A 12,582-nucleotide genomic window follows, 5' to 3' on the forward strand; every position below is an offset into this window, starting at 1 on the left:
CGAAACACCCGATCGTGCAATCCAACTGACTTCGCATCAAGAACATCAGAACGGAGTAGCCATCATGGATGCCTTCACCGAGTTCACCGTCGTGGTCAACGACGAGGAGCAGTACTCGCTCTGGCCGGTCGGCCTGGAACTCCCGCTCGGCTGGCGGTCGGAGGGGACCAGCGGCAGTGAGGCGGACTGCCTGGCCCGGGTCGAGCAGGTCTGGTCGGACATCCGCCCGAAGAGCCTGCGGGACTCGATCGCGCGGCGCCGGGCCGAGGAGTCCGCGCGATGACCATCGGGCTGGAGATCGAGCCCAGGACGATCGCGGGCGGTACGGCGACCGTGGTCGACCTCTTCGAGGAGCAGGTGCGGACCAGCCCGGAGGCCGTGGCGCTGGTCCAGGTGGGGGCGGGGGAGTGGTCCTACCGGGAGCTGAACCGGCGGGCGAACCAGGTGGCCTGGTGGTTGCGGGGCCACGGGGTGGGTGTGGGTGACCGGGTGGGGCTGCACCTGACGCGGTCGCTGGAGTGCGTGGCGGCGATGCTGGGGGTGCTGAAGGCGGGGGCGGCGTACCTGCCGCTGGAGCCCGGGGTGCCGTCCGAGCGGTTGGCGCACTTCGTCCGCGACGCGGCGCCGGTGGTCGTGGTGAGCTCCGATCCGGCAGCGGCGCCCCGGTCGGGGGTGCCGGTGCTGGACCTGGCGGACCTGGAGCAGGCCGGGCAGCAGACCCGCGATCCGGGGCTGGAGCTGACCCCCGAGGACGTGGTGTACGTGCCGTACACCTCGGGCTCGACGGGGCTGCCGAAGGGCACGCTGGTGCCGCACCGCGCGGTGCCCGGCTTCTTCACCGGGGAGCGGTACGCCTACTGGGGCCCCGGGGCCACTTCGGTGTTGCACGCGGCACTGAGCTGGGACGGGCACATCCTGGACCTGTACCCGGCGCTGCTGTCCGGCGGCCGGGTGCTGATCCCCGGCCACGACAACGCAGACCCGGTCGCCACCGCCCGCACCGCGGCCGAGTACGGCGCCAGCGTGCTCTTCCTCACCACGGCCGCGTTCAACCTGCTGGCCCTCACCGAAGGCGGTCCCGCCACGGCTCCGCGGCACCTGCTCTTCGGCGGAGAGAGTGCCAACACCGAGTACACCCGGCGGATCGCCCTGCGCTACCCGGACACCCGACTGGTGCACTGCTACGGCCCGTCCGAGGCGACCGTGTTCACCACCGTGCAACCGCTGCGGCCGGCCGACCTGGCCGGGGACGTCCTGCCGATCGGGCGGGCGGTCGGCGACCGGATCGTCCACCTGCTGGACGACCGACTGCGGCCGACCGCGGACGGCGAGACCGGTGAGCTGTACGTCGCCGGTCCGGCTCTCGGCCACGGCTACCTCGACCGGGCCAGCCTGACGGCACAGAAGTTCCTGCCCGACCCGTTCAGCGCCGAACCCGGCGCGCGGATGTACCGCACCGGCGACCTGGTGCGCCGACTGCCGGACGGCTCACTGGAGTTCGTTGGACGCCGGGACAACCAGGTGAAGCTGCGCGGCTTCCGGATCGAGCTGGGGGAGATCGAGGCCGTGCTGGCCGCCCATCCCTCGGTGGCCACCTGCGCGGTGGTGGTCGACGAACCCGCGCCCGGCGACAAGCGGTTGGCCGGCTACGTCACCGCGGCCCCCGGCGGCGCGGTGGACGTGGCGGAACTTCGGGCGCACCTGCGGGCGAAACTGCCCGAGTATCTGGTCCCGGCCGTCCTCACCGTGCTGCCGGCCCTCCCGCTCACCTCCAACGGCAAGATCGACCGCAGGGCGCTGCCCGCGCCGGGCTCCGCCCCCGTGGCGAGCGAGCCGCGCCGGCAGGCCCCGGCCACCGACCCGCTCCAGGAGCTCATCGCCCTGGCCTGGGGTCGGCTGCTGGGCGTCGAGGGAATCACCGGAGCCGACAACTTCCTGACACTGGGCGGCCATTCGCTGCTTGCCGTGCGGCTGCTGTACGTGCTGCGCGCCGCACTGGGCGTGGACATCACGCTCAGCAGCCTGCTTGGGGCCCGGGACCTCGCGGAGTTCACCACGACGATCCGGGCGGAGCTCGACCGCGCCGGGGTCGAACCCGATCTGCCGGAGCTGGTGCGAAGGCTGGCGCCATGACTGCCTCCCAGCGCCGGCCAGGCCCGGACGACGCGATGCGCGAGCTGCTCGCCGCACTGGTCGACCCGGCGAGCGGCCACGGCGACGCGCTGCCGCGGGACACCGCACGGACCGGCGAGATCCCGCTCACCGAGGGCCAGCGGCAGCTCTGGTTCCTCCAACAGCTCCAGCCGGACGCCACCACCTACCACGTCTGCGCCGCGCTGCGGTTGCACGGACCGCTGCGGCCCGACGCCCTCGACGGCGCGTTCGCCGACCTGGCGGCCCGGCACCCGGCTCTGCGGACGAACATCCTGACCGCCCTGCGCGGCCGCCCCCAGGGGTTCACCCATCCGCCGGGCCGGACCAGCCCGCCGGAGCTCACCGAGCTGACCGGCCGGCCGCCGGAGCGGCGGGACGCGGAGATCCAGCACGCCGCACGGGAGTTGCTGGCCGTCCCGTTCGACCTCGGCCGCGACCCGCTGATCCGGGCCCGGCTGCTGCGGTTCGCCCCGGACGACCACGGGCTGGTCCTGGTCCTGCACCATGTCGTGGTGGACGGCTGGTCGCTGCGGATCCTGCTGCGCGACCTGGCCGCGCGGTACTCGGCGCGGGTGACCGGGGCGCCTGCGGAACTGCCCGAACTCACTCATCAATACGCCGACTTCGCGCACTGGCAGAGCACTGCGATGTCCGGCACGGCGCGCTACCAGCGAGCCCTGGACTACTGGCGGCGAACGCTGGCCGACGCTCCCGAGGAGTCCACCGCACCCCCGGACCCCCGAGGCCCGGGAGACATCGAACAGCCAGGGCGGACCGTGCACTTCGACCTGCCGGCCGCCATCGTGCGCCAGGTCACGGTGCTGGCCGCGCAGCAAGCCTGCACCCCGTTCGCCGTCACCTTCGCGGCGTTCACGCTCTGGCTCGCCCGGGCCGCGCGGCGCACCGACCTCGTGGTCGGGGTGCCCAGCAGCGGTCGTCCGTTCCCGGAACTCGACGGTGTGGTCGGCTACTTCGTCAACCTGCTCCCGGTGCGCAGCACGGTGCGCCCGGAAGCGACCTTCGCCGAGACCGTCCAGGCCGCGCATGCCGGTGTCGCGGGCGCACTCGACCACGACCTGCTGCCGTTCGACCGGATCGTCAAGATCCTCGGCATCCGCCGCAGCGCGGGTCGCCCCCCACTCGCCCAGGTGGCGTTCCAACTGGTTGACGACGCCACGGTGGGCGGCGAGGCCGACGACTGGTACGGCCTGGCCGTCGAGGAGTGCCGCATCCTGCACGACGACGGTGCCCGCTGCGACCTCGAACTCAGCCTGCGCCGGCACGGGCCCGAGGCGATCGAGGGCTGCCTCACCTATGACACCCGGCGCTACCGGGACAGCACCGCCGAACAGTTCCGCGACGACTACCTCGACCTGCTGGCCGCGCTCTGCGACCACCCGGACACCCCGGTGGGCCCGCTGCTCGACGGCGGCCGGCCCCTGACCACGGCTCACGAGGACTGATCTGAATGACGACGACGGTGGAGCGCCGGCCGGGCCGGCCCCAGGTGGTGGACGACTGGTTCCTGCTGCCGGCCCCGCAACCCGCGGCGCGCGTCAGGCTCTTCTGCTTCCCGCACGCCGGTGGCGACGCTTCAGCGTTCGCGCCACTGGCCCGCGCCCTGGCGCCCGAGACCGAGGTGTGGGCACTGCGCCTGCCGGGTCGTGGCGCCCGGCTGCGCGAGCCGATGCCCACGGACTTCGACGCGTTGGTGGACCGGGTGGTCAGGGCACTGCTGCCGCACACCCACCCGGGCGTCACCTTCGGGCTCTACGGGCAGAGCTTCGGCGCACTGCTCGGCTTCGAGGCGGCCCGCGCCCTTCCGCCGGGTCACCGCCCCCGCTTCCTGGTCCCCGCCTCCGCGCACGCGCCCCAGCACTGGGTGCGCGAGCTGCCGGAGCAGCTCGACGCGGCAGGGCTGCTGGCGGCCACCGGATTCGACCGAGTCGTCGCGGAGAACGCCGAGTTCGAGGCACTGGCGCTGGCCACCACCGGCGCGGACCTCGCGTTGTGCCGCACCTACCGGTACCGTCCCGGCCCGCTGTCCGGCACGCGGCTGCACGCGGTCGTCGGCGCCGGCGATCCAATGGTGGCCGGCCAGGACCTGGCGGCTTGGGCGGAGGTCGCCGAACATGGCCTGGACACCACGGTGGTCGAGGGCGGGCACCTGCTCGCGGTCCCCACCGATCCGGGCCCGGCCGAGCTGCTGCGCGCCGTCGCGGCCGCCGCCGTCCAACCGGTCGAGCCGCTGCGAACCGTCGTCGCCGGCGCCGGTCAGCCGTTGCAGCCCGTCGATGCGGCCCAGCCGGTGCGGCCGAGCGCGCCCGCCCGCCGGCCCGCTGCCATCGCGGCGGACCGGGACGTCGACCTGTCCGACACCACCTTCTGGGAGGGCCCGGACGTCGCGGCGCGCATCGACGCGCTGCGCGCCGCCGCCCCGGTGCACCGCACCACGGTCGCGGGCGACGGGCCGGTCTGGTCGGTGCTCTCCTACCAGCTCGCCGCCCAGGTGCTGGGCGACGCGAGGGCCTTCAGCTCGACCGGCGGCTCGCTGCTCGGCACCAGCCCGGACGGCTCGGTGCCGGCGGGCTCCGGAAAGATGATGGCGCTGTGCGACCCCCCGCACCACCGGACCATCCGCAACCCGCTGACGCCGTTCTTCGGCGCCCGCAACACCGCCGGGTACGCCCCGAGGCTGGCGCGACTCGCGCAGGAGGCCGTCCGGTCCGGACTGGCGCGGGGCGAGGTCAACTTCGTCGACGTGATCGCCCCGGTGCCGCTCTCGGTGATGTGCGACCTGCTCGACATCCCGGCCGCCGACCGGGCCACGGTGGTCGCGCTGTGCGACGACGCCTTCCTCGGCACCACGGCGCAGTCCCGCCGCACCGGGCACCAGGAGCTCATCCGCTACCTGTTCACCCACACCATCAAGCACCGCGCGCGGCCGGCCGACGACCTGGTCAGCGTGATGGCCACCCACCGGGTGGACGGCACGCTGCTCCCGCTGGAGGAGGTCGTGCTGAACCTCGACAACATCCTGGTCGGCGGCGTGCAGACGGTCCGCCACACCGCCGCGATGGGGATGCTCGCGCTGCTGCGCAACCCCCGTCAGTTCGACGCGCTGTGGCGGGGCGAGGTGGAGATGGCCGGCGCCATCGACGAACTGCTGCGCTGGACCTCCTCGGGCCTGCACGTGCTCCGCACCGCGTCCCGGGACGTCACGCTCGGGCCGGCCGCGATCCGGGCGGAGGAGAAGGTCGTGGTGTGGACCTGGGCCGCCAACCACGATCCGGCCCGGTTCGACCGCCCCGAGGAACTGCTGCTGGACCGGTCGCCCAACCGCCACCTGGGCCTGGGCTGGGGCGCGCACTTCTGCCTGGGTGCCGCGCTGGCCAGGGCGGAGCTCTCGGCGATCTTCTCGGCCCTGCGGGAGCGGGTGCGAGCGGTGGAACTGACCGGGACGCCACGGCACAACAAGTCGATCATCAACTTCGGTCTGGACGAGCTGCCGGTGCGGCTCGTCGGCCGGTGAGTCCTCGGGAGGGATGACATGGCTGTGACCCTGGACGCAGGCGCCGTCGAGGAACGGTTGGCCGCGGTCTGGTCGGAGGTCCTGGACGTGGTGCCCGTCACCAGGTCGGACAACTTCTTCGAACTCGGCGGCGACTCGATGCTGGTCATCGAGACGGTCGCGCTGGCCCGTGAGGAGGGGCTGGAGTTCACTCCGCTCGACCTGATCGAGCACCAGACGGTGGCCGAACTCGCGGCCCGGATCACCCGCGCCCCACTCGCGCGGCCCGCTGATGCCGCGCCGGAGGAGTTCCCGCTGACCGCCGCCCAGCACCGGCTGTGCTTCGGGCAGCCGCACCCGCGCCACGTCACCCAGTCCGTGCTGTGGCACGCGGACGGCCTGGACGGCGCATTTCTGGAGGCGGCCCTGACCGCCGTCCTGGACCACCACGACTCCTTCCGGCTGCGCCTGGCCGGCGCCCCGGGCGAGCCCCGGCTGCGCTACTCCGCGCAGACCGGCGTCAGGCTCGAACACCTGGACCTGTCCGGCCGCCCCACCGCCGATCGGGAGCGGGAGCTGCTGGCGCACACCACCCGCCTGCAGCGCTCGGTCGATCCCGTGGACGGACCGCTTGCGCGAGCCGCGCTCTTCGAACTCGGCGACGCCGGCCGGCGGTTGTTCGTCACCGCGCACCACCTGGCGGTGGACGGCGCTTCCTGGCGGATCCTGCGCGCCGACCTCACCAGGAGCTACCGGCGGCTGCGACTCGGGCAGCCGGTCGACCTCCCGGCGCCGACCAGCCCGTACGGCCTGTGGGCCCGACACCTCGCCACCGGGCCCGGCGCGACGCCCGCCTCGCCGGTGGCCCGGAGCGCGAGGGTCGCGGACGCGGCCTCGGTCACCGTGCGCGCGTCCGAGCGGGTGACCGCAACCCTGCTGGGCCGGGTCCGGTCCGAGCTGGGCGTGGGAATGGACGCGCTGCTGGTCGCCGCGGTCGCCCGCGCCGTCGCCCGGGTCCGCGGACCGGAGCAGGTCGGCGTCGAGGTCGAGCAGCACGGCCGGGACACCGCCCCCGCCGGGATGGACATCAGCCGGACGACCGGCTGGTTCACCCGCCTGCGGACCGTCCTGCTCACTCCTGACCGCCTGGAGTCCCGCGCGCTGATCACCGCGGCGGGCCGGCAGCTCGGCGACGCCTGGGCCGGCGCCGCCTCCGCGGTGGTGCCCACCGTGCTGGTCAACTACCTGGGCCGGTTCACCGAGCGGCCGGAGGACCTGTTCACCGACGCCACCGAGGCGATCGTCTCGGACCGGTACCCGGACAACTTCCTGTCCCACCCGGTCGAGGTCCACGCCGTGGTCGACGGCGCGCGGCTGGTCACCGTCCTCACCTGCGACCGGGGAGCGCCCGCCGGGGCCGGCGCCGAGGCGCTGGCCGCTGCCTACCGCGAGGTGCTGGAGGAGACGGCCGCCGTGCTGGGGGGAGACGACCGGTGATCCGACTGCATCCGCCCCTGCCGCCCCTGGGGAGCGCCATCGTGCTGGTTCCCGGCGTCGGCGGCACCGCCCGTACGGTCAGGCCGCTGATCACGGCCCTCACCGAGGTGCCGACCGCCGTCGCGCTCCGGCGGCCCGGCGGCGCCGGCACTGCCGGCGCCGCGGACGCGATCCCCGGCTGGGCCGCGGAGCTGGCGCGGCAGCTGGTCGACGGCCCCCGCCCGGACTCGTTGGTGGTCGTCGGGCACAGCCTGGGCGCGTACATCGCCCTCGAACTCGTGCGCAGCCTGCAGGATTCGCTCCCCGGCGTGGTGCGCGAGCTGGTGGTGGCCGGCCAGCTTCCGCCGCACCGCCTCCCGCCCATCGCCGACGATCAGCTCGACGACGCGGCGGTGCTGCGCCGGGTCACCGGCGGTGGGCTGCCCCAGGAGCTGGCCGGCGAGCCCGAGTTGCTGCGCTTCCTGGTCGACTCCTGGCGTGCCGACTACTGGGCCGTCGACGCCTACCGGTCCCGGCCGGTGAGGCCGATCGCGACCCCGCTGCGGGTCTGGAACTCGGTCGCCGACCCCTCCGCGCCGAGCGGAACGGCACTCGACGACTGGCTCGAGTACACCACCGCGCCCACGGCGTTCGCGACGTTCGAGGGCGGCCATGACTTCCTGTTCACCGATGTCGAACCCGTGGCCGCTCAGCTGAGGCGACTGGCCACGCCCCGAGCCGAGGTGCTCCATGACTGACCGGCCGTCATCGTCGTTCCGGTTCCCGTCGTCCGACCGGCTGCCGCCGCGGCCCCCCGAGACCCTGTACGAGTGGTTCGCCCGTTCCGTGGCGGCCCGTCCGGACGCCGCGGCGCTGGAGATCGGGGACGCCCGCTACAGCTACCAGGAGCTGAGCCGTCACGCCGACCGGCTGGCCGGGCGGATCCTGGCCGCCCACGGCACCCGGCCCGAACGGGTCGCCCTGCGCGCTTCCCGCAGCCTGGTCGCCTACGCCGGGTACCTCGCGGCGCAGCGCCTGGGAGCCGCGGTGACCCCGCTCAACCCCGACCATCCCGAGGCCCGGAACCAGGCGGTCTGTTCGCTGGCCCGGGTGGACGTCCTAGTCAGTGACGCGCCCGAGCGCCACCCGGCCCCGGACGGCGGGCCCCGGCCCACCGGGGTCGCGCTCACCGACCGGGAGCTCACCGCGGAACCGGCCGGCGCCGAGCCCGTCGTCCCCTTGCCGCCGTACCGGACGCGCGCGGACGACCTCGCGTACGTGCTGTTCACCTCCGGCTCGACCGGCCGGCCCAAGGGCGTGCCGATCCGGCACCGCAACGTCTCCCCGTTCATCGCGCACCAGATCGACCGCTTCGAGGTCGTCCCTGGCGCCCGGACCACGCAGATCTTCGACCTCACCTTCGACCCGTCGGTGTGGGACCTGTTCGTCACCTGGGGCGGGGGCGCCACCCTGGTCGTCCCGCAGCGCGGTGAGCTGCTCAACCCGGTGGCCTGGGTGGTCGAGCGCGGCCTCACCCACTGGCTGTCGGTCCCCTCGCTCATCTCGGTCAGCGCGGCGCTCGGCCACCTGCCGACCGGACTGGCGACCTCGCTGCGCCACAGCGTGTTCGGCGGCGAACAGCTGACCTACCGGCACGTCGAGGCGTGGCGCGCGGTCGCGCCGAACAGCGCCATCACCAACGTCTACGGGCCGACCGAGCTGACCGTCGCCTGCACGGCGTACCAGCTCCCCGCCGACCGGGCGCGATGGCCGCGGACCTCCACCGACTCGGTCCCGATCGGCCTGGTCCATGACCACCTCGAATCCGCGGTCCTGGACGAGCGGGGACGCGAGGCGGCCGAGGGCGAGCTGTGCGTCCGCGGGGTCCAGCGGTTCGACGGCTACCTCGACCCGGCCAACGACCAGGGACGGTTCCTGCGGCCGGCCGACGACACGGTCGAGGTCCACCGCGACGAGAGCGCGCTGACCCCGGAGCACTACTACCGCACGGGTGACCGGGTGCGCTGGGAGCACGGCACGCTGGTGCACCTCGGGCGGATGGACAACCAGGTCAAGATCCGTGGCCACCGGGTCGAGCTGGGCGAGATCGAGACGGCCCTGCGGCGCTACCCCGGCGTGGTCGAGGCGGTGGTGGTCGCCGTTCCCGGAGCGGGCGGCACCGAACTGGTGGCCTGCCACTCCGGCGAGCCGCTGCCCCGCGCCGACACCAAGGCCTGGCTGCGGCAGCGGATACCCGGCCACATGGTGCCGCGCCGCTTCGTGCACCTCGACCGGCTGCCGCTGAACCCCAACGGCAAGATCGACCGACCCGCGCTGCTGCGCGGTCTGCACGGCGGGCCCGAGCTGGTCGGTCCCCGATGACCAAGGCCCTGCGGGAGTCGCCGGGGGCCGCGGCCGGCTCCGGTCTGCGGACGAACCGCGCGTTCCGGCTGCTCTGGTGCGGCGAGAGCGCCGGCAAGGTCGGCACCGCGGTCACCGGGGTCACCCTCCCCCTGCTGGCCACCGTCACGCTGCACGCGGACTCCTTCCGGATCGGGCTGATCATCGCTGCCCAGTGGGTGCCCTGGCTGCTGGTCGGCCTGCCCGCCGGTGCCTGGGTCGACCGGCACAGCCCGCGACGGCTGATGATCTCGTGCAACGTGGTCTCGGCCGTCAGCCTGCTGAGCGTTCCCCTCGCGGCCGCGGCGCACGTGCTGACGGTGGCTCAGGTGATGGCCGCCGCCGCGGTGCTCGGCCTGGCGAACGTGTTCTTCAGCACCGCGTACCCGGTGTACGTGGCGCTCATCGTCGCCCCGGACGACCTGGTCGCCGCCAACAGCCGGTTGCAGGGCAGCGACTCCTCGGCGCAGATCGCGGGTCCCAGCCTGGCCGGGGTGCTCGCGCAGGTGTGCGGCGCGGCGGTCGGGCTGCTGGTGAACGCCGGGACCTTCGCCGCCTCGACCCTGTGCCTGCTGCTCGCCCGGGAACCCGTCGGGGAACCCGCCCCGGTGACCGGCCGCGAGCCGGACGGGCCCCCGGAGCCGAGGGCCGGGTCGATCCGGCGGGAGATCGGGGAGGGCCTGCGCTTCGTCCGGCGGCACCGCCTGCTGCGGTTGTTCACCGTGGTGGCCGCGCTTGCGAACCTCACCCTGACCGCCTGGGAGGCCGTCGTGGTGGTCTTTCTGGTCCGCACCGTCCAGCTGCCGCCCGTGGCCGTGGGGTTGCTGATGGCCGCGACCGGAGCCGGCGGCCTGGCCGGCGCGTTCGCCGCGGCCCCGCTGACCCGCCGGCTCGGCGAGCCGCGCACCATCCGGCTCAGCCTGGGCGCGACCGCTCCGTTCGGCCTGCTTCTGCCGCTCACCGGCACCGGCGCGGCCACCGTGTTCTTCGTGCTCGGCAGCGCCGTCCCGATCGCCGGACTGATCGTCTTCAACGTGGTGGTCGGCAGCTTCCGCCAGCGGGCCACCCCTCGGCCGCTGCTCGGCCGGATCTCGGCGACCACCCGCTTCCTGATGTTCGGCGCGATCCCCCTGGGCGCCCTCACCGGGGGCGTGCTCGGCTCGCTGCTCGGGCCGCGCGGCGCCCTGTGGTGCGTGGTGACCGCCGCACTGCTGCCCGCCCTGCTCCTCGGCTGCTCGCCGCTGCGCCACCGGCCCGAGCACGAACCCGCCGTCACTTCCCAGCAATCCTCCGCCGCGGAAGGAACTCCGTGTCCCAGCTGGTCGACCGCGCCCCCGTGACGCACCGAACACGAGGTCGAGCAGGCGTCCGGCCGGCCGGTGATCGGCCTGGCACTGGTGGACCCCCGCTTCTACCGTCTCGACACGGTGCTCGCGGCGCTGGACGGCGACGAGATCACGTATCACCCTGAGGCGTTCGCGCCGCACCGCCGGGCCGTGCTCCGCGGCTGCACGCTGGAGCTGCGGCCGGTCGGTGTGAGTCGGCCGGGCGGTGCAACCCGGTCAGGCGACCGCGGCGGCCGGCACCGGTGCCTGCCCGGCCGCGCCCGGTGGTGTTGCCGGCGCGCAGGGTGCCGGCGGCTGCGCCAGGCTCAGCCGCCGGACCAGGTTGAGCACGCCGAACCGGGCGGGCCCGCCCGCTGCGGCCGGCAGCTGGCGCAACAGGCCGTGCAGCACCAGCGCGTGGACGTCCCTGGCCGCCACCGCGGGCGGGATGCCGAGCGCCCGGGCGGCGGCCTCCACCGTCCAGGGACCGGTCAGCGGTGCCACCGCGCGGAGCAGCGCCGCCAGCCGCGGGCCCAGCTCGCGCACGGTGTCGGCCAGCAGCCCGCTCAACTGGGGGCTGTCGCCGGGCAGCGGAGGGGCGGCGCCGTCGATCAGCGCCAGCGGCGTGCTGCGGACGATCTCCAGCAACTGTTCCGGGGAGTACAGCAGGAGCCAGGACCCGGCCGCCTCCAATGCCTGCGGCAGCCCGTCCAGCGCGTGGCAGATCCGGGCCACGGTGGTGACCACCGACTCGGTCGGCAGCAGGTCGGGGCGCAGGTGGCTGACGTACGACAGCATCAGTTCCACGGCGGACCCGGCCTGTTCGGCGGCCGGCGCCGCCGGCCGCCGAACGGGGTGGCACGGCCCGCCCGGCAGCGGCAGGGGGGCCAGCGGCATCAGCCGTCCGTCCAGCGTCCGTTCCGGCCGGCGGCTGGTGATCAGCACCTTCAGCCGCTCGCAGGAGTGCAGCAGCGCCAGCAGCCCGGGGCCGAGGCCGCCCGGGGCCGCGTCATAGCCGTCGAGCACCAGCAGCGTCGGCTTGTCCCGGACCAGGCCCGCCAGTTCGTCCATGGCTCCGCCGTTCCCGCCCTGGGCGAGCAGCGACCTGACCCAGCCGACCAGGGCCGACTGCGGTCGCTGCGGCATCCCCGACGGCTCCTCGGCGCCGCGGTCCATGGCCACCCACAGCACCGGTGCCTTGGCCCGGGCGTGAAAGCACAGCGCCGCCTCCTGCGCCAGCCGTGACTTGCCGACACCGGGCAGGCCCACCACGGTGAGCAGCCGCTCGTGCTCCGCGCCGAGCAGGCCGGTCAGCGCCCGCAGCTCCGCCACACGCCCGGTCAGCGGTCGCAGCGGGGCCGGCGGCGGGGCCAACTCGACACCGTAGAGGTCGCCCAGGGTGCCGGCCACCGAGGCGTTCTCGACCGCGAGTTGGAGGGTGGCCCGGCGGGTGCCGCTGAGCCTCATGGTGTCGGCCAGCAGCCTGATGGTGTCCTTGCGCGGGTGTTGGACCCGGCCCTGTTCGAGATCCCGGATGGCCCGGACACTGATCGTCGAAAGACCGGCCAGCTGCTGCTGCGTGAGGCCGGCCCGCAGGCGTGCGCTGCGCAGCAGGGTGCCGAGTCCGGCCGAGGGAGCCTGAACGTTCATCAGATGATCCTCCGCTATCCGAGGGTGGCCGCACCCCGGGCCCGACCAGGTACCCGGCGCCGGCCC

At 74.4% G+C, this 12,582-nt stretch carries 9 protein-coding genes; 8 read left to right on the plus strand and 1 reads right to left on the minus strand.

Features of this window, described 5'->3' with window-relative positions; translation table 11 throughout:
• Nucleotides 1-64 precede the first annotated feature (64 nt).
• The 8 genes from LN042_RS13575 to LN042_RS13610 are packed head-to-tail and all read left to right on the plus strand — an operon-like array spanning nt 65 to nt 10,881.
• A complete protein-coding gene (locus LN042_RS13575; protein WP_230051428.1) occupies nt 65-283 on the plus strand; it encodes an MbtH family protein in 219 nt (72 codons plus the stop codon).
• A complete protein-coding gene (locus LN042_RS13580) occupies nt 280-2,133 on the plus strand; it encodes a non-ribosomal peptide synthetase (protein ID WP_230051429.1) in 1,854 nt (617 codons plus the stop codon). The genes LN042_RS13575 and LN042_RS13580 overlap by 4 nt, the downstream gene beginning before the upstream one ends.
• A complete protein-coding gene (locus tag LN042_RS13585) occupies nt 2,130-3,617 on the plus strand; it encodes a condensation domain-containing protein (protein WP_230051430.1) in 1,488 nt (495 codons plus the stop codon). The genes LN042_RS13580 and LN042_RS13585 overlap by 4 nt, the downstream gene beginning before the upstream one ends.
• A gap of 5 nt (nt 3,618-3,622) precedes the next feature.
• Complete coding sequence (locus tag LN042_RS13590; RefSeq protein WP_230051431.1) at nt 3,623-5,686, plus strand: cytochrome P450; 2,064 nt, start codon at nt 3,623-3,625, stop codon at nt 5,684-5,686.
• An 18-nt stretch (nt 5,687-5,704) separates the two neighbouring features.
• The gene (locus LN042_RS13595; RefSeq protein ID WP_230051432.1) at nt 5,705-7,162 is read left to right on the plus strand and encodes a condensation domain-containing protein; all 1,458 of its coding nucleotides are present in this window, start codon (nt 5,705-5,707) and stop codon (nt 7,160-7,162) included.
• Entirely contained in the window at nt 7,159-7,899 is a 741-nt protein-coding gene (locus LN042_RS13600; protein WP_230051433.1) for a thioesterase II family protein, read from the plus strand. The genes LN042_RS13595 and LN042_RS13600 overlap by 4 nt, the downstream gene beginning before the upstream one ends.
• Complete coding sequence (locus LN042_RS13605) at nt 7,892-9,523, plus strand: amino acid adenylation domain-containing protein (protein ID WP_230051434.1); 1,632 nt, start codon at nt 7,892-7,894, stop codon at nt 9,521-9,523. The genes LN042_RS13600 and LN042_RS13605 overlap by 8 nt, the downstream gene beginning before the upstream one ends.
• A complete protein-coding gene (locus tag LN042_RS13610) occupies nt 9,520-10,881 on the plus strand; it encodes an MFS transporter (RefSeq protein WP_230051435.1) in 1,362 nt (453 codons plus the stop codon). Before LN042_RS13605 ends, LN042_RS13610 begins: the two co-directional genes overlap by 4 nt.
• A gap of 222 nt (nt 10,882-11,103) precedes the next feature.
• On the opposite strand, the gene LN042_RS13620 is transcribed toward LN042_RS13610, so the two are convergent.
• Nucleotides 11,104-12,516 carry a helix-turn-helix domain-containing protein gene (locus tag LN042_RS13620; protein ID WP_230051436.1) on the minus strand — a complete coding sequence of 471 codons (1,413 nt, stop codon included), beginning with the start codon at nt 12,514-12,516 and terminating at the stop codon, nt 11,104-11,106.
• Nucleotides 12,517-12,582: the final 66 nt, after the last annotated feature.

Source organism: Kitasatospora humi (assembly GCF_020907985.1).
Lineage (GTDB): Bacteria > Actinomycetota > Actinomycetes > Streptomycetales > Streptomycetaceae > Kitasatospora > Kitasatospora humi.